Below are 19,021 nucleotides of genomic sequence, written 5' to 3' on the forward strand. Positions count from 1 at the left end.
TATTTATTCATATTTTTTGTATTTTTATTTATTTTTACACGAATAGCAAGCATTTTTTAAAAATTTGATAAGGCAGAAATATTTTTATCTTAAATTTAATAATTAGCATGAATATAAAGATGTTTCAGGTTAGCTATACGTTTTAGTATAAAATTAAAAAGCGAGCCAATTACAGTCACGCTTTTATTCATTAATTGCTTAATTAACTAAAGCAGTGACATTATTCTTCTCTTAAATTTGATACCGACGATGAATGTAAAGATGTTTCAGGTTAGCTATACGTTTTAATATAAAAATAAAAAGCGTGCCAATTTCAGTCACGTTTTTATTCATTAATTGCTAATTAACTAAAGCAGTGACATTATTCTTCTCTTAAATTTGATACCGACGATGTATGTAAAGATGTTTCAGGTCAGATATACGTTTCAATATAAAAATAAAAAACGTGCCAATTACAGTCACGCTTTTATTCATTAATTGCTTAATTAACTAAAGCAGTGACATTATTCTTCTCTTAAATTTGATACCGACGATGAATGTAAAGATGTTTCAGGTTAGCTATACGTTTTAGTATAAAAATAAAAAGCGTGCCAATTACAGTCACGCTTTTATTCATTAATTGCTTAATTAACTAAAGCAGTGACATTATTCTTCTCTTAAATTTGATACCGACAATGAATATAAAGATGTTTCAGGTTAGCTATACGTTTTAGTATAAAATTAAAAAACGTGGCAATTTTAGTCACGCTTTTATCCATTAATTACTTAATTAACTAAAGCAGTGACATTATTCTTCTCTTAAATTTGATACCAACAATTAATGTAAAGATATTTCAGGTTAGCTATACGTTTCAATATAAAAATAAAAAGCGTGCCAATCATGGTCACGCTTTTTGTCATTAATTGCTTAATTAACTAGTTGTCTTTATTAAAAGTTAAAAAGTTATTTTGAATATTGCCATTTTTATGCACAACTTTAATTTTTAAATAAATGAACCTTAGCAAAGTTATATGCACTCCAAACTAAATCTTTTTCATATCAATAACTTTAGTAAATCGTAAATAAACAATCAAACCTAATACAGCACTTAAAAAGGCCATAGAAAAGTCAGTTAAAATGGCATAACTAACGTCTATTTTTGCTAGCTTTGGTACAACTCGTGGAATAATAAAAAAAGATAATCCACTGAGCGTATACATACAGCCTACAGCAAGACCTTTACGTGCAGGAAACATTTGTTGCATAACCACCAACGTTAATTGTAAAACGCCACCTGCTGCAGTAAATCCCATTCCGATTGCGGTAATAAGACACATTAGCGGAGTAATATTAAAATAGAAAAGGATCAACACTAATGCCGATAGTGTAGGGAGTATAATGATACAATTAATTGGTTTTAAAAAGCGTTTTACAATATAAGCGGTAACAAATACTGAAATAATTGAAGCTGAACTATAGTAGCTAATAAGTTGTTTTGCTTCAATATCACTCATATTAACGCCTTGAGTTGCAATAGCCGGAAGCCACTGCCAGATAATGACAAATGTTGCGGTTGTAGTAAATCCCATAATAATGAGTAATATACCTTCAAATTGAAAGTTAGGCTTGCCAATAAAATAATTTTCGGCGTCGACATTTCCTCTTATGGCCGTATCTTTGTGTGGAAATTGTTTAGGTAATAAACATAAACCATTTATGATTAAATAAGTAGTAAATCCAATAAATGCCCATCCATACCATAATTGATTTTTATAAAAAAAAGTAACGATAAATGGTAATATAAGACTACCTATTGAAATAAACGCTTTGATTAGTACACTTGCTGAACCAGCTGATCCCGGAAAGCATTCGGTTAAAGTAGGCATAGAACCTGTATCTAAAAAAGAGTTACCAGCACCAACCACAATAGCTAAACAAAAAGCAATGTTCACGTCAGTACAGAAAGTCATTCCAATAAAGAAAATAGCATAACAAGCCATACCAATATAAATAAAGGGTTTACGCCCAAATTTATCGGATAATAGACCTCCTATGAACATTAATAATATTTTACCAATGCCGATACCGGAAGCGACAAAACCAAGTCCGATTAAATCGGTATTAAGTTGTTTTGATATATCTCCAGAGAATTGCATAAGAACAATCAATGCCATGCTTTGTATAATATAATTAGCATAAATCGATCCGACAATTCCGTAAGAATTGACTCGTTGAGTATCCATTTGTTGTACTCCATAAATGATAAATTTAAAAACTTAAAATTTTAATTGTATTTAAATATACAAGTTTCAATATTAACCTTAAGGAGATAAAGATAACTTTATCTCTAAATCTCTTTATTGTTGATGTGAATTTATTTGTAAAAATAAAACCTAACAATAAATAATTTCATAAACAAAGTTATCTTATAATAAATAAGAAATTAATTCCTTTTTATTTAGTTAAAAAAATACCACGTTGTACGTGGTAAGTTAAAATAGATTTAGATTGAGTCAGGCGTTAGCTTAATTGCTATGTAGTAATTCAAGCATTTGCGTAAGGATTAGATTTTCATCTTGATTTACATCAATAATATGGTGTGCAGCATCATGATATAAGGGTAATCGGTCAGCTAACACTTTTTCCATTTCATCGGCAATAGATAAACCTGTTAAAGAGGGTCGCTGTGCTACATTAGGATCTTTCATTAAACGCGCAGCCAGTGTTGATGCAGGTGCAGATAAAAAGAAAACAATGCCATGTTGTTTCATAAAATCACGGTTTTGCTGGGCTAATACCATTCCACCACCAGTAGCAATCACGCGATTAGATTTAGTTGTATCAACAAGGACTTGGCTTTCTCTTGCTCTAAAACCTTCCCATCCCTCTTTTTCAACTATTTCAGCAACAGTTCTTTGCGTTGTTTCAAGTAAATGATGATCTGTATCAATGAAAGAATATGATAACTTATTAGCGAGCATCTTCCCCATGGTTGTTTTACCAGCAGCACGAGCCCCGACTAAAAAAATGGTTTTATTCATGTTTGTTCCTATCAGATTTACAGATCGTAAAATATTTTATCTATGCTAGTGATTCACTTTAATTTTTGCAATAAATTTTTTACATAATGTTAAATAAAAAAAACAGTGTTGATTTTTATTGAATAAATTTATTCTTTTATCATTATATTGTAAATAAAGATTTACATATCAATTAAGTTACTTGATATAACCTAAGTGCAGTAACTCTATGATTAACAAAGTTCTTCTAAACCTCGAAAGTAAAGTTCAGTTGCAATAGATTGATGTAGTCGCCACTGAATAACATCAAGTTTAGGATTCACTTTTTGAAATTCGGCATAGGTCATAAAGTAACGAATAGTATTACTACCGACCCGATCATTAATACTACCAATAATGATATTTATTTTTTCTGTGCGAACTTTTTTTAGTTTTTGCATCTCACTTGCAACAAATTCTGGTACAGGAGTAATACCTTGTTCCCAATCATGCCATGTTTTTGTATCGGTTTTACCTATATATTCACATGCTTCTGACACTTTTAACATAAGAAATCGACGATAGGCTTGTAACTCTAGGTTAGTCATAAATGCTCCTTAAATACACTCTTTTTTTGATACATTTTTTAAGCGGATATGTCAAAATCATTAACGACTTAAAAAAACAACGGTTTTATGTATATTAGATACACATCCAATGTAAGAAATTAGATGTGTATATCATACTTATTGTTTAGCTAAAGCATCAATAACGGCTTGTTTGGCATTATCAGATAGTTCTTTACCTGTCCAAATCTTAAACTGTGCATTAGCTTGACCGATAAACATATCGCGACCAGAAATTGATTTCCAGCCAGCTTTTTCCGCTTCTTGTCTAAAACGGGTATGATAAGGTGTGTACACTATATCATATGCGACACCTTTTCCTTTAAACCAAGCTTGCTCGTAAGCGGTTTGATCTTCAAATTTACCTTGCATACCTAATGGTGTTGAATTGATAATAATTTGCGCTTCAACTTTACTTCGATCTTCCCAATCTACCACATTAAGATCGAACTCTTTGGCTAATGCTTCAGGTAAATCTGAAACGATATCGGTGACAGTAATGTCGGTATAACCAAGATGTTGTAGACCTACCACAGCAGCGCGTGCAGCACCTCCGGCACCCAATAATAAAACTTTATGATAATCGGCAGGTAGTTTTTGTTGCTTAAGCGGTTCCATAAAACCAATAATATCGGTGTTATCACCACAAAGTTTATCACCATCCCAATAGACTAAATTAGCTGCACCAGCTTTTTTTACATGATCGGTAACATAATCTAAGTAAGGAATAATAGTTTGTTTATGTGGAATAGTGACACATAAGCCGCGAATATTTAATAATCTTACTGATTTAAAAAGTGTTGCAATTTCTTCTGGTGGTGTTGGGAAAGAAACTAATACCGCTGGTATGCCATAATCCTGAAAAGATGTTGTGTGGATAAGTGGACTCAAACTGTGTCCTAGTGGATAACCAATAATGCCGTATATGCTATATGGAGTAAACTGACTCATACTATCTCCTTGAAAGTTAGAAAATCAGACAGAAAAATATCATCCATAATATTAAAGCATATTTCATATTTAATAGATATATTGGATAGTTTTTCCAACATCTTAAATGAGCTTACTATTCTGTTTTATTGGAAGTTGTTATTAGATGAAAATAAATTCACCTTTTTTGTGGTGCAATTTTTAGCATATTGGATATTGAGATGCATAAATTGAATAAATCAATCACATGATGAAGTATAATGTTAGATGCGAATAAGTATACTTGTGTATTTGATTTAAATTAGTACTATGATGATCTTCTTTCATGGATTTAAACAAGTTGCAATACTCAAGAATTTTAAATAAGAAGCGTACTTTTCTTTTATTTAAAATTACTTCGATAAAACTTATTTTTTTATCTTGATATAAGATAATACTTGAGAATATTTGCATAACAGCGTATACTTCGCTACCTCATTATTATGGGTGTAGTGTGAGAGGTTAGACTGCTTCTCAAATAGAACTGCAGCAAACTAAAAGCCTGACGAGGTTAATTCCATTAACATATTACGCCCAAGGCTTAAGCATAGAAATTTCGGAGAATTATTGACATGTCACGAGTATGCCAAGTAACAGGAAAAAGTCCTTTAGTAGGGAATAATCGTTCTCATGCGATGAATGCTACTAAACGTCGTTTTCTACCAAACCTTCAAACTCACCGTTTTTGGGTTGAGAGCGAAAAACGTTTTGTAAAATTGCGTATATCAGCGAAAGGTATGCGTACTATCGATAAAAAGGGTATTGATGCAGTTTTAGCTGAACTTCGTGCCCGTGGTGAAAAGTACTAATAAGGAAACACAATCATGGCTAAAGGTGTACGCGAAAAAATTAGATTAGTTTCTTCTGCTGGTACAGGTCATTTTTATACCACTAGCAAAAATAAAAGAACTATGCCTGAAAAAATGGAGATCAAAAAATATGATCCTGTTGTTCGTCAGCATGTGATTTATAAAGAAGCTAAAATTAAATAGTTTTCATATACAATATATGACATAAAAAACCGACAATCGTCGGTTTTTTTATACCTCAATGATAGATAACTGTTCATAACTATTTTGCACTGCTACAAATCAACTATCTTAATCGCTATCATTAAAGCAAGTTAATTTCCTTAAATTTACCATCATATTAAAGCTCGATTTAACTGATTAGTAAAATAACCTACATAATAATCATGAATGAGTATACATAATGATAGCTGATGTTAGTTTCTAGAAAAAAGAGATAATGTGTGAACAAATACTTGTGATAGGCAATGAATATACTAAATAATAGTGATAATTAATAAATAACTGTTTTTTAATATCTCTTACCTATTTGTAGGTTTTCTAAAAAAAACTACCCGTCTGGCAGGTAGTTTTAGTTGATTCCTGAAATTAATCTTTATTACAAATAGCGTAAACACTTAAATCTAATAAAGCTATTTGGTTATTTTAGATAGTGTTGTTCATAAGCTCTAGCCTTTTTATCATCAAAAAGATGTTCCCAACGTGCAATAACAATTGCAGCTAAAGCATTCCCAACAACATTAACCACTGTTCTACCCATATCTAAGATACGTTCAACTCCCATAATATAACCGATTCCTTCGAGTGGAATTCCTACACTGCCAAGCGTAGCTGATAAAACCAAAATTGAAGCGCCTGGTACTCCGGCAATACCTTTTGATGCTATCATTAAGGTGATCACAATAATAACTTGCTTGGTGATAGTTAAATCCATATGGAAGAGTTGTGCAAGGAAGATAACAGTAATACTTTGATAAAGTGTTGAGCCATCTAAATTAAATGAATAACCTGTTGGGATAACAAAACTGGTTATAGCTTTAGGTGCGCCATAAGCTTCCATTTTTTCAATAATCTTAGGTAAAGCTGTTTCCGAACTGGCAGTCGAGAAAGCAATAATGAGTTCTTCTTTTAAGATTTTTAATAAAGTGAAAATATTGAATCTACATAATTTACACACTACGCCAAACACCAATATTGTAAAAATAATCATGGCTGAATAAACAGTCAAAATCAGTTTAAACAGTGGTAATAAAGATTCAAATCCATATTTAGCCACAGTTACTGTGATAAGCGCAAACACCCCTATCGGCGCATAGCGCATGATCATATTGGTTACTTTGAACATTGTGTCAGAAACAACTTTCAAGAAGAATACGAAAGGTTCACGTTGTTTACTCGGTAAGGACATTAGACCTAAACCAAAAAAGACGCAGAAAAAGATTACTGGTAAAATTGCACCATCAGTCATTGCTTTAAAGATATTAGCTGGGATCATGTCTAAAATCATGACGATCAAACCATGAGGTTTACCGCTTAGCTCTTCACTCGCTTTGGCATACTTGCTTATATCTGCCGTTGCAAGTGTTGAAGAATCAATACCTGCACCCGGTGCAAAAATATTGCCCCAGAAAAGACCTAATAAAATTGCAATAGTGGTAATAATTTCAAAATAGAGTATTGTTTTAAAACCTAAAGTTCCTAATCGTTTTGAACCACCAATACCCGCAATACCTAGTGTTAAGGTACTAAGAATAATAGGTAATACGATCATCTTTATTAAACGAATAAAAATATCACCAGCTGGTTGAAATATATTTACTATTGAAAATTGATAATATTCATGTAACGAGTGATCTGGATCAGATAGTTGAAACAAATAAGCACCGGCAAAAATACCAAGAATTAAAGCAATTAAAATTTGCCATGCTAGATTGGTCAACATTTTTTTCAGTAAAAATGACATCAATTCTATTCCTTATCAAGGTTTTCTAAAATAAAAAAGGATTAGTGAGTTTTACTAATCCTTTTAGATAATTAAAAACTACTCTTCCGACTCCTGTGCTGAGTCATTTTGCTCATCATGCTGTGATAATTCCGTTTCTTCTTCATCCTCAGTTTCGGCGATTCGCTGTAATCCAACAACTTTTTCGTTTTCGGCTGTTCGAATAAGCATCACACCTTGAGTATTTCGTCCTACAATACTTACTTCTGCTACACGAGTACGAACGAGGGTACCTGCATCAGTAATAAGCATAATTTGATCGGTTTCATCGACTTGTACCGCACCTACCACAGCACCATTTCTTTCACTAACTTTGATAGAGATCACACCTTTGGTCGCACGTGATTTAGTTGGATATAATTCTTGTTCGGTGCGTTTGCCATAACCATTTTGCGTTGCAGTTAATATAGCACCATTGCCACGAGGAACGATGAGGGATACAACTTTATCATCACTATCAAGTTTAATACCTCGTACACCGGCTGCCGTTCTTCCCATACAACGAACTTTATTTGCCGGGAAACGTACAACCTTACCATTTGCAGAAAATAACATAATATCTTCTGTATTTGAGATCTCACTGACTTCTTCATCTTCGGTTTCAGTTTCATCAATAACTACATCATCATTGAGTTCTTCATCATCTGGTATAACTGAAGGGTCGTTACTGGTTAAATCAACGCCAATGAGTTCATCATCATCACGTAAATTAATCGCAATAATACCACCTGTTCTTGGACGGCTAAATTCAATTAAGGATGTTTTCTTAACTGTACCTTGCGCAGTAGCCATAAATACGCAATGCTCTTCACCAAACTCCCTAACAGGTAAAATGGCCGTAATGCGTTCATTGGTTTCTAATGGTAGCAAATTGATAATTGGGCGACCTCGTGAGCCTCGGCTCGCTTCCGGTAGTTGGTAAACTTTCATCCAATATAATCGGCCACGACTTGAGAAACATAGAATGGTATCGTGCGTATTTGCTACTAATAATTTTTCAACAAAATCTTCTTCTTTAATTTTAGTTGCAGATTTTCCTTTACCACCACGACGTTGTGCTTCGTAATCTGAAAGTGGTTGATATTTAACGTAACCTTGATGTGAAAGAGTAACAACCACATCTTCTTGTGCAATCAGATCTTCAATATTAATATCGGCACTACTTGCAGTTATTTCGGTTCTTCTGGCATCTTGGAATTGATCGCGAACCGCTTCAAGTTCTTCGCGAATAACGGCCATTAATCTTTCTGGATTGGCCAGAATATGCAGTAATTCACCAATTTGTACTAATAACTCTTTATATTCATCCAGAATCTTTTCATGCTCAAGACCCGTTAAGCGATGTAAACGAAGTTCTAAAATGGCCTGTGCTTGCGCATCAGACAAATAATAATGACCATCGCGAATACCAAATTCCGGTGGTAAATCTTCTGGTCTTGCTGCATCATCGCCCGCTTTTTCTAACATCGCTGCAACATTACCAAGTTGCCATGCTTGAGCGAGTAATTTAGTTTTGGCTTCTGCTGGTGTAGATGCAGCTCGAATTAATTCAATAACAGGATCGATATTAGCAAGTGCAATTGCTAATCCTTCTAATACATGCGCTCGTTCACGCGCTTTGCGTAATTCATAAATGGTTCGACGAGTCACCACTTCACGTCGGTGAAGTACAAAAGCTTCAATCATATCCCGTAGGTTTAAGAGCTTAGGTTGACCTTGATGCAGAGCCACCATATTAATGCCGAAGGAAACTTGTAACTGTGTGAGTGAGAAAAGGTTATTTAATACCACTTCACCAACGGCATCTCGTTTGATCTCAATAACAATACGCATGCCGTCTTTGTCAGACTCGTCACGTAAAGCAGAAATACCTTCTACTTTTTTATCTTTTACTAATTCTGCAATTTTTTCGATCAGTTTTTTCTTATTAACTTGGTATGGAATTTCATTAACAATAATCGTTTCTCGTCCACTATGATCATCTACTTCAATGGTGGCTTTAGAACGGATATAAATAATACCACGACCAGTACGATACGCATTTTCAATCCCTTTACGGCCATTAATTAATGCTGCGGTAGGGAAATCTGGACCATGAATATGCTCCATTAAACCATCAACTGATATATTTTCATCTTCGATAAAAGCAAGACAACCATTAATTACTTCAGATAGGTTATGTGGTGGAATATTAGTTGCCATACCAACCGCAATACCTGAAGATCCATTAATTAATAAGTTAGGTATCCGAGTCGGTAATACATCGGGGATCATTTCTGATCCATCATAGTTAGGTGAGAAATCAACCGTTTCTTTATCTAAATCAGTAAGTAACGCACCAGCAAACTTTTGCATACGTATTTCGGTATAACGCATAGCAGCTGCTGAGTCACCGTCAACCGAGCCGAAATTACCTTGACCGTCAACGAGCATATAACGTAATGAAAATGGTTGAGCCATACGTACAATGGTGTCATAAACAGCTGAATCACCATGTGGATGGTATTTACCTATTACATCACCGACTACACGAGCCGATTTTCGGTAAGGTTTATTCCAATCATATCCAGCTTCATGCATGGCAAATAAAACACGCCGGTGAACTGGTTTTAAACCGTCACGTACATCTGGTAAAGCACGTCCAACAATGACAGACATTGCATAATCAAGATAAGAGGATTTCAGTTCATCTTCAATATTAACGGGGGTTATTTCTTTGGCTAGTTCGGTCATAACACCATGATCTCGTATAAATTTAAGTCTTCAAAATAGTGTATAATTATAGCATAACATTCATTATTAAGGCAGAACTAAACTGTTTTTATTTAAATTTATTCAGTGTGATTAAATAATGTATTTTCAATTAATTGGCATAAACAATTTAAAATCATAGCATGCATTTCATAGGCCATCACTTTTTTATAAGACGGAACCCTGATTTCAATATCATTTTGTCCTAACAAGCCAATTACCTCACCACCGTCAAAAGCTGTTAATACAACTATTTTCATATCTTTAATTACAGCTTCTTGAACCGCTCGAATAATTGATCGGCTGTTACCTTGACAGGTAGACGCAATTAAAATATCACCTTGTTGACCTAATGCTTGAATTTGACGTGCATACACTTCTTCATGATTAGCTATAGCGCTTAATAATACATTATCTGAAACTAATGCAATGGCTGGAATGCTAGGTCTTTCTATATTAATACTTGTGATTAGTCGTGATGTAAAACTTTGAACATTGGCAGCAGAAGAACCATTGCCACAACTCATAATTTTATTACCATTAAGCAGACCGTCAACAATAATTCTTGCCGCTTTTTCTATTGAAGAACCTAATGATTCAGCCATGACAATTTGAGTTTGGATACTTTCCGTAAAATAATTTTTAATTAAATCTTGCACGTTTTTCACCTTAAAAATTAAAACGCATTAATAATCCATTGTTGTGTCTTACCTGTAATAGCAAAAACATCAAATCGAAACTCAGTATCTTCAATATTTATATTGTGTGACATCATCCAGATTTGGGCTGTTTGCTTAATTTTTGCCTGTTTACTTGGTGTGATGGTCGTTTGAGCATCACCAAAATTAGCATTTTTGCGATAACGAACTTCAACAAATACATAACATGCCTTATCAAGCATGACTAGGTCTAGTTCACCTAGATGATATTGGTAATTTTGAGCAAGTAAAATAAGCCCTTGCTCAATTAAATATTGGCAAGCAATATTTTCATAATGCTTACCAATTCGTTGATTATTCACTTTTTGGCGTGGTTGGATCTTCACCATAAGTATATTGTTGCCAGGATAATGATCGTGTTATTTCACATTGGTCAGTCGTTGATAATTTACCAGTCATTCCATCTAAGAAATTAGTTTGATGTGAGTCTAACTGGTTGTATCGATTCGCTAATCGCCATGCATCAATCCCCATTGCATATAATCGTGTTAATGAATAATCTTTCTGGATATTACTTGGTATAGTTATGCTACTATTTGGTTCGTTAACAATCATAGGAATATCAGCGTACTGTGTTTGATTCATATCATAGTAAAAATCTTTAGATGCATTAACGATATGGCTTTTAGAACTTGAGTAAAGTGTGATTGATGATGGTGTATTACCCAGAGATTTGCTTGCGCCCATATCAAGCATAGGTTTAATAAGTGTAAGTTCATCATAGGAAGCATAAATATAAACTGAATCAAAACCTTCAGCCTCACCAGTTGGTAACGTTGAATCAGAGCTCATACCATTAATCAATATAGGATCTCCAGTAAGACGAATACCTGAATTGTGATTCATATTAGCACTTAATGATTTAGCATTACCGAAATACTGCACATAGGCTTGTGAGCTATTTCCTGATAATTGTAACCACTGTTTGGCAAAACTTTGTGCAACACGTTGTCCTAAATCATTTTGCGGTACTAATAATAATGGACGATATTTGTTTTGAGCATAAATATGTTCAGCAGCATCTTTTGCTTCATCTTCTGGTGATAGGGCAAAATAACACATTTTTTTTGCTGAGGTAGGACTATTATCTACTTTATTTAATGCTAAAACAGGTATAGATGGTGCTATCTGTTTAATTTTATTTACTTCATCTTTTAATAGCGGACCAACAATCAATTCAACATTTTGTTCTTGTGCTTGCTGTATTAATGAGTCCATTGATGCTGTTGAAGTATCGAGAACAACTACATTTTGTTGTGGTTCGTGTGGATAATACTTTATCGCGTCCCAATACCCTTGTCGAATTGTTTCACCAAATATACGTGAAGAACCGTTTAATGGTAGTAATAATGCCACTTTTTTAGCATCGACATTATCAACACTGAGCATTTGTTCACCAGTCAATACGGTAAGGATCTCTTTTGCTGGATGCTGTGGATATTGCATCAACCAATTGTTAATAGCTTGTTTTAAGGAGTCTTTTTGCCTTTGAGCTTTGTCAGCAATTATCTCTGGGGTATCATCTTCTTGAGTTACTGGCGCTTGGCTATTACTTTTATACGCATAAGTTAAATCAATCCAACCACGTAGAATTGTTTCATTTTCATAAACTAATATTGCTCGTATTTGATCTGAACTTAACTTACTTAAAAAACTCCAGGTATCATTAATCACTTGTCTTTTTTGACGATCTTGAGCATTGTTTGCCAACTCAATATAATCATGAGCTTGAGCATTAATATCTTTCTTTTTACCGTCTAAAGCCAATTTAATTGTGTAATAACGATATAGTTGAGAATTAGTCATACCTTGAACAGATAATCCACTTAGGCTGAATGATCGCCCTGTTTTAGTTGCTATCTCTCCTTGTGATAATAACTTATCTGTTTGTTGTTCTGCACTTAGCGTACTTGGTAACTTAGATAGTAATTCATTTGCTAGTGAAAAGTTATTTTCTTTAATTAATGCACGAACAGCTAATAATTGCCAATCAGTTTTGGTTGAACCAGAGCTAGAGTTGGCTAACGATAGATAATAACCAGAATTTTTGCTGTCATCATAGTTAGACACTTTTTTGGATACGAAAGTATTACCGCATCCAACCAGTAACGTAAATAATCCATATACTAATATGGTATAAAAAAGCCGTTTTAAATTCATACCTATTCTCTTGTAAGTTGTTATCCCCAAATTCGCTGTACATGAACGGTTACTTCTTCCCGGTCATGATAAAGCTGTTTAGCCTGTATTTGCACATTGATTTGTTTATCATTTAATTCATCATTTAGCAATTGCAAATTTTGTTTTACTTCTTCATAACGTTTTTTCATTGGTAATTTGAGATTAAAAATAGTCTCTCTACACCAACCATTAATTAGCCAGTTGGCAATCAATTCTGTCACTTTCGTCGGTTTTTCAACCATGTCACATACTAACCAGTAAATATTATGCTTTTTAGGCACAAATTTAAAGCCGTCTTCACGATAATGTTTAACTTGACCGGTTTCCATTAATTTTTCATTCATTGCTCCATTGTCAACCGCATAGACCATCATACTACGTTTCACAAGCTGATAAGTCCAACCGCCGGGGCAGGCGCCTAAATCAACTGCATTTAATCCACCTTTTAATCTTTCATCCCATTCTTCATAAGGAATGAAGATATGAAAAGCCTCTTCTAATTTTAATGTAGATCGACTCGGTGCATCTGCGGGAAATTTTAATCTGGGGATCCCCATATAAAAAGGCGAATTGTTTTGACTATAAGAGTAACCAACATAACAAGAGTTATTATTAATAAAAAACAGATGAATAACAGGTCGTGACGGATTTTCAACTTTTAATAAAATACGTTCATTTCGTAAGGCTTGCCTGAGTGGAACCGTAAATTTACGACAAAAACCAGCAAGCTCTTTTCCTTCATTGGTATCAGCTACTTCTACACGTAAATCACCAGCTTTGTCAATACAACCTGATAAAACTTCAATGATTGGAGATATGCGGTCATTTAGCGGTAAATGGGTTAATAAATCCCCTGCAACAAACATTTGTCGAGCAAAGATTAAGGTTCTAAAAGAGAGCGTCTTGAGCAGAGTTTGTGCTTGGTTATCTTGATAACATTCAAAAACAACATAACCACTGTTTTCTTTAACTTTAGCAAAGCCATATATCTCCCTTTGCGAAGCTTTATCAGTGATCTCTGCTGCACACTCTTTTTCAAATCCAGAACGACAGTACAAGATAATTTTGTTTAGTTTTTGCATAATTAGTATATTTAAACTTGTTTTGTTAATCCTATCTATCTTTTTCTCAGTCAGATTGGACTTTATCGGTATAAAGTGGTGCTTCACCTTCTGGCCGTGTTTTAAAACGACGATGTAACCACATATATTGTTCAGGTGCTTTTAATATCTCTTGTTCAATAGCTTTATTCATAAAGGTAGCGGCAAGTACATCATCATCTATTGGATAATTTTCAAGCTCAGGGGTAACATAAACTGTGTAATGACCATTTTTTTCTCGCTTAGGAGTAAAAGGAATAACCGCCGGATTGCCAAGCTTAACTAAGATGCGTGTACCAATTGTAGTGGCAGCTTTTTCAACTGAAAAAAGTGGTGCAAAAACACTATTTTTAGGGCCATAATCGTGATCAGGAGCATACCATAATAGTTCACCATTTTTTAACGCACGAATCATGCCTTTAGTATTGTGGCGATCAAGCATATATTTATTTGATTTTAAACGACCTTTAAGCTGAATATAATCCATAACTGGATTATCATTAGGTCGATAAACTCCAACACCTGGATGACTCATTCCTAAAATTCTAGCACCTAACTCAAGTGTTAAAAAATGGATGCCAATAAGTAGGACTCCTTGACCTGACTTTTGAATTTGCGTGATATGATCATCGCCAATAATTGAAGATTGTTTAGCTAATCGCTTATCAGACCAAAACCAAGCTATACCGGTTTCGAAAATCGCCAGTCCCGTTGAGATAAAATTTTCTCTTAACATTATTTCCCGTTCTTGTTTAGATTTTTCAGGAAAACATAGTGCAAGATTTTGTCGCGCAGTTTCTTTACGCTTACCAATTAATTTCATGGAGAGTAAACCCAATCCTTTACCTAATTGATAAATAACAGGGTAAGGCAATAAAACAATTAAATATAAAATACCTATGCCAAACCACGTTAACCAATAACGTGGATGTAATAAACGTTTAGTAAATACTGGATAAACTTCTTGATTTTGATTCATATTAGGATCAAGTAATTATTCAAAACAAAGTTGATTATTATATACTAATCTTGATTTAAGCGGCAGAAAAAATAGAAAGGGATTAGTAAAGATAGCTGTATTTTTTTCAATTATAAAATGAATTTTCTAGTTTATTCAGCTTGAAATCAGGGATTAGCCTAGCTAATCCCTTTAATTATATTTATAGATTTGTATAGAAGAGTAACATACTAAAAGGTATAGTTCTCCTGAAACTTTTTGACAAAGATTAAATAGCGACTGGCGCTTTAATCGGAGGATAAGGATCGTAATTAATGATTTCAAAATCCTCAAACTCATAATCAAAAATTGTTGGTGGTTTTCGTTTAATGACCAGTTTAGGTAATGTCCTTGGCTCCCGACTTAATTGTAAATGTGTTTGTTCCATGTGATTAGAATAGAGATGAGTATCACCACCGGTCCAAACAAAATCACCGACGTCTAAGTCACACTGTTGAGCTATCATATGTACTAACAGTGCATAACTGGCAATATTAAACGGTAATCCTAAAAAAACATCACACGAACGTTGGTATAGTTGACAAGATAGTTTACCTGCAACAACATAAAACTGGAAAAAAGCATGACATGGAGCTAATGCCATTTGATCTAATTCTCCAACATTCCATGCCGAGACAATTAAACGACGAGAATCGGGATCTTGTTTGATTTGCGAAATTAATTGAGAAATTTGATCGACTTGACGACCATCAGCCGTTCCCCAAGCACGCCACTGTTTACCATAAACCGGACCTAAATCACCATTTTCATCAGCCCATTCATCCCAAATAGTAACTTTATTATCATGTAAATAAGCTATGTTGGTATCACCTTTCAAAAACCAAAGTAATTCATAAATAATTGAACGTAAATGGCATTTTTTAGTAGTTACTAATGGAAAACCATTTTGTAAATTAAATCGCATTTGATGACCGAAAATAGATAATGTGCCGGTTCCTGTTCGATCTGATTTAGCTATGCCTTCATCTAAAATTTTCTGCATCAGCGCTAAATATTGTTTCATTTTTTACTCACTTTGTTATTTAATCTATATGCATATAAAATAATTAAAATACCACCTAGGATCATTGGTAAACACAAAATCTGCCCCATACTGATGATGTTTAAAAATAAACCTAACTGTTCATCTGGTTGTCTGAAAAATTCAATGATAAATCTAAACACCCCATAGCAAAGTAAGAATAGCCCTGAAACAGCTCCGGTTGGTCTGTGTTTGCGTATAAATAGATTTAATACAATAAATAAAACAATTCCTTCAAATACCATTTCATAAAGTTGTGAAGGATGACGAGGTAATATGCCATTTAATTGTGTATAAAGAGTTAGCCATTCAGGATGTGACTGTACAAACATAAAATCAGCATGAGCTGAAGTAGGAAATAACATTCCTATAGATGAATGAGTGACTCTTCCCCATAGTTCACCATTGATAAAATTACCAAATCGTCCAAACATTAGTCCAATAGGAACTAATGGAGCAACAAAATCAGCTACTTGCATAAACGTTTTACCGTTCTTTTTGGCAAAAATAGCAATCACACAAAGCGCACCAATTAAACCACCATGAAAGGACATTCCTCCTTCCCATACTTTAAATAAAACAAGGGGATCTTCTATAAAAATTTCGAAATTATAAAAGAAGACATAGCCTAATCGTGCGCCGATAAAAAGACCAAGAAATCCCCAAAACAGCAAATTTTCAACTTGTGTTGTACTCCACTGATTATTGGATTTTTTTGCACGTCGTTTTGCTAAATAAAGTGCGCCTAACACGCCAAATAGGTACATTGCTCCATACCAATGAAGGGAAATCGGACCTAGTGAAAAAGCAATGGGATCGAAATTAGGAAATTGTAAATATTGATTCATTTTTTAACACGCTGTTTATTTTTTCGTTTATGGGCAAAAAAGTTAAATCGTTTCTTTTTTGGAGTATTTATGATCGGTAATTCTAATTCTGTCTGTATGGTAAATACTGGTAATGAAAACTCTTTCATTGCTTTGCGATAGACATCACGTTTAAAAGCAATAACTTGCCTAATAGGATACCAATAATTTACCCATTTCCAATCATCAAATTCGGGAGTTGGAGACACATTAAGATTGATTACCGATGTATCAGAAATTAATTCTAATAAAAACCACTTCTGTTTTTGACCAATACAAACTGGCTGATTATCCCAACGAATCATTCGTTTAGGTAATTTATATCGTAACCAACCATTAGTAACGGATAAAATTTTAACATCTTTTGGAAATAATCCCACCTCTTCATTTAATTCGCGAAACATTGCCTGCTCAGGCGTTTCGTTTGGTTTTATTCCGCCCTGAGGAAACTGCCAAGAATTTTGTCCATACCGACGAGCCCAAAGTACTTGACCATACCTGTTACAAATAACTATTCCTACATTTGGACGGTAGCCATCATTATCGATCACTGACTACCTCAAAAAAAATTTATTTTTATATAGCTAAATTGTTTCATACATACAGCAATAAATAAATAAAAAAATGCGAGTAATCGAGTAAATATCTCTATAATTAAGCTATTTTTTATCTATTCTTAGATAATTTAATTATCGTGACTATATTAATTATAGCAAATGTCACCTCTATAGCTAAACTTCCCAAAGAGTCTATCCATAAGCTATAAATAATCCATAAAGCACTACTGAGTAAGATAAGTAATCGCATTTGTTGTTGATGAAAACGAAATAGTGCAATAGTTACCAGTGTTGTACCAATAACCGATAAATAATGAATAAATTGCGTCCAATCTGGAGTAGTTAGAAAATAAAATATCCACATTAACCCAATAAAGAATAGCATTACTATCATATTTTTTGTGTAAGCTGAAGCTATGTTTCTAAATATATTAACAATATTAAGAATAGCTGCTGGATAAGATTCAGGACCTAATAAATAGAAATGAATAGTCATAATAATATTAACAATCGTTAGTTGCCAACGAAAGGCACTATCTTTACGTTGTAAAAATGCACTCACACCTACAAGATAACCTAATATGCCAATCAACTGTGGGATTGTCATATATTTTTGAATAAAATCAGAATTAAAAATTTGATATATAAAATTTAAATTATCCATTATTCGCTCCCTAGACCAATGGATCTGACAATTTCTGATTTATTGATAGTGAATTATCCATGTTATCTTGATTGGTAATAAAACATCAGTAAAATTACTTTTTCGCAACCTACTAATTTATGATTGCACTCAAAGTAATTAACGTATGAATTATTTCACCCTATCTTATCTAACCTAGCACAATTGACCTTATTAGCCATGTGATTAAAATCTTGTCACTTACGCTTCTTTATTCTTTCTTATTCTCACCAGATACAAAAAAGCCCAGCATCTCTGCTGGGCTCTCGCTTATTTATTAGTCTGGCGGCACCCTACTCTCACATGGGTAATACCCACACTACCATCGGCACTACGGCGTTTCACTTCTGAGTTCGGCATGGGGTCAGGTGGGACCACCGCGCTATTACCGCCAGACATATTCTGTATACTCTCTTTTCTTCGTTAATGTGTTCGTTCGCTTTCTTACTGCTATCTGCAACACATCAACACAATCCGGAACAAACTGCTTCTTTCTCTACTTCGCGCTCCAAAACAACTCCGAGTTGTAAGGTTAAGACTCTCGGTTCATTAGTATCAGTTAGCTCAATGTATCACTACACTTACACACCTGACCTATCTACGTCTTAGTCTCAAACGGACCTTACAGATTCTCATCTGGGAAAACTCATCTTAAGGCTAGTTTCGTGCTTAGATGCTTTCAGCACTTATCTATCCCGCACGTAGCTACCGGGCAATGCAATTGGCATCACAACCCGTACA

General features: G+C 34.0%; 17 protein-coding genes and 2 rRNA genes. 2 read left to right on the top strand and 17 right to left on the bottom strand.

Translation table 11 applies throughout. The annotated features are described in order from the left end of the window. Window positions 1–1,023 precede the first annotated feature (1,023 nt). The 4 genes from A9G11_RS05540 to aroE form a co-directional block, all read right to left on the bottom strand. Window positions 1,024–2,223 (bottom strand): MFS transporter, encoded by a 1,200-nt coding sequence (locus A9G11_RS05540; RefSeq protein ID WP_065618505.1) that lies wholly within the window; start codon window positions 2,221–2,223, stop codon window positions 1,024–1,026. A gap of 282 nt (window positions 2,224–2,505) precedes the next feature. Beyond that, complete coding sequence (gene aroL / locus A9G11_RS05545) at window positions 2,506–3,021, bottom strand: shikimate kinase AroL (protein ID WP_065618506.1); 516 nt, start codon at window positions 3,019–3,021, stop codon at window positions 2,506–2,508. A 212-nt stretch (window positions 3,022–3,233) separates the two neighbouring features. Next, window positions 3,234–3,587 carry an Aca2/YdiL-like domain-containing protein gene (locus A9G11_RS05550; protein WP_065618507.1) on the bottom strand — a complete coding sequence of 118 codons (354 nt, stop codon included), beginning with the start codon at window positions 3,585–3,587 and terminating at the stop codon, window positions 3,234–3,236. Window positions 3,588–3,725: 138 nt separating this feature from the next. After that, window positions 3,726–4,556, bottom strand: coding sequence for a shikimate dehydrogenase (gene aroE / locus A9G11_RS05555; protein WP_065618508.1), 831 nt, complete (start codon window positions 4,554–4,556; stop codon window positions 3,726–3,728). A 590-nt stretch (window positions 4,557–5,146) separates the two neighbouring features. Between aroE and rpmB the strand changes: the two genes are divergently transcribed. Both rpmB and rpmG read left to right on the top strand, forming a co-directional pair. Further along, complete coding sequence (gene rpmB / locus A9G11_RS05560; RefSeq protein WP_065557406.1) at window positions 5,147–5,383, top strand: 50S ribosomal protein L28; 237 nt, start codon at window positions 5,147–5,149, stop codon at window positions 5,381–5,383. A 15-nt stretch (window positions 5,384–5,398) separates the two neighbouring features. After that, window positions 5,399–5,566, top strand: coding sequence for a 50S ribosomal protein L33 (gene rpmG / locus A9G11_RS05565; protein WP_025314526.1), 168 nt, complete (start codon window positions 5,399–5,401; stop codon window positions 5,564–5,566). A gap of 457 nt (window positions 5,567–6,023) precedes the next feature. On the opposite strand, the gene gltP is transcribed toward rpmG, so the two are convergent. The 13 genes from gltP to A9G11_RS05630 form a co-directional block, all read right to left on the bottom strand. Beyond that, the gene (gene gltP / locus A9G11_RS05570) at window positions 6,024–7,334 is read right to left on the bottom strand and encodes a glutamate/aspartate:proton symporter GltP (protein WP_065618528.1); all 1,311 of its coding nucleotides are present in this window, start codon (window positions 7,332–7,334) and stop codon (window positions 6,024–6,026) included. Between the two features lie 90 nt (window positions 7,335–7,424). Then, window positions 7,425–10,118, bottom strand: coding sequence for a DNA topoisomerase (ATP-hydrolyzing) subunit A (gyrA, locus tag A9G11_RS05575; protein ID WP_065618509.1), 2,694 nt, complete (start codon window positions 10,116–10,118; stop codon window positions 7,425–7,427). Window positions 10,119–10,216: 98 nt separating this feature from the next. Further along, the gene (locus tag A9G11_RS05580) at window positions 10,217–10,795 is read right to left on the bottom strand and encodes an SIS domain-containing protein (RefSeq protein WP_065618510.1); all 579 of its coding nucleotides are present in this window, start codon (window positions 10,793–10,795) and stop codon (window positions 10,217–10,219) included. Window positions 10,796–10,812: 17 nt separating this feature from the next. Further along, complete coding sequence (locus A9G11_RS05585) at window positions 10,813–11,184, bottom strand: YraN family protein (protein WP_065618511.1); 372 nt, start codon at window positions 11,182–11,184, stop codon at window positions 10,813–10,815. Then, on the bottom strand, window positions 11,150–13,015 hold the full coding sequence (locus A9G11_RS05590) for a penicillin-binding protein activator (RefSeq protein ID WP_065618512.1): 1,866 nt from the start codon (window positions 13,013–13,015) through the stop codon (window positions 11,150–11,152). Before A9G11_RS05590 ends, A9G11_RS05585 begins: the two co-directional genes overlap by 35 nt. Before the next feature lie 20 nt (window positions 13,016–13,035). Then, entirely contained in the window at window positions 13,036–14,118 is a 1,083-nt protein-coding gene (gene rlmM, locus A9G11_RS05595) for a 23S rRNA (cytidine(2498)-2'-O)-methyltransferase RlmM (RefSeq protein WP_065618513.1), read from the bottom strand. A 46-nt stretch (window positions 14,119–14,164) separates the two neighbouring features. Continuing rightward, window positions 14,165–15,115: a Kdo(2)-lipid IV(A) acyltransferase gene (locus tag A9G11_RS05600; RefSeq protein WP_065618514.1), complete on the bottom strand. Its 951-nt coding sequence runs from the start codon at window positions 15,113–15,115 to the stop codon at window positions 14,165–14,167. 247 nt (window positions 15,116–15,362) lie between these two features. Continuing rightward, window positions 15,363–16,157, bottom strand: coding sequence for a thymidylate synthase (thyA, locus tag A9G11_RS05605; RefSeq protein ID WP_065618515.1), 795 nt, complete (start codon window positions 16,155–16,157; stop codon window positions 15,363–15,365). Beyond that, on the bottom strand, window positions 16,154–17,023 hold the full coding sequence (gene lgt, locus A9G11_RS05610; RefSeq protein WP_065618516.1) for a prolipoprotein diacylglyceryl transferase: 870 nt from the start codon (window positions 17,021–17,023) through the stop codon (window positions 16,154–16,156). The genes thyA and lgt overlap by 4 nt, the downstream gene beginning before the upstream one ends. Continuing rightward, window positions 17,020–17,592 carry an RNA pyrophosphohydrolase gene (gene rppH / locus A9G11_RS05615; protein WP_065618517.1) on the bottom strand — a complete coding sequence of 191 codons (573 nt, stop codon included), beginning with the start codon at window positions 17,590–17,592 and terminating at the stop codon, window positions 17,020–17,022. The genes lgt and rppH overlap by 4 nt, the downstream gene beginning before the upstream one ends. 115 nt (window positions 17,593–17,707) lie before the next feature. Then, on the bottom strand, window positions 17,708–18,262 hold the full coding sequence (locus A9G11_RS05620) for a YgjV family protein (protein ID WP_081298429.1): 555 nt from the start codon (window positions 18,260–18,262) through the stop codon (window positions 17,708–17,710). Window positions 18,263–18,560: 298 nt separating this feature from the next. Continuing rightward, window positions 18,561–18,676, bottom strand: a 5S ribosomal RNA gene (gene rrf, locus A9G11_RS05625). A gap of 132 nt (window positions 18,677–18,808) precedes the next feature. Further along, window positions 18,809–19,021, bottom strand: a 23S ribosomal RNA gene (locus tag A9G11_RS05630); the annotation flags it as partial.

Origin of the sequence: Gilliamella sp. wkB108 (assembly GCF_001690195.1) — a bacterium.
Lineage (GTDB): Bacteria > Pseudomonadota > Gammaproteobacteria > Enterobacterales > Orbaceae > Gilliamella > Gilliamella apicola_L.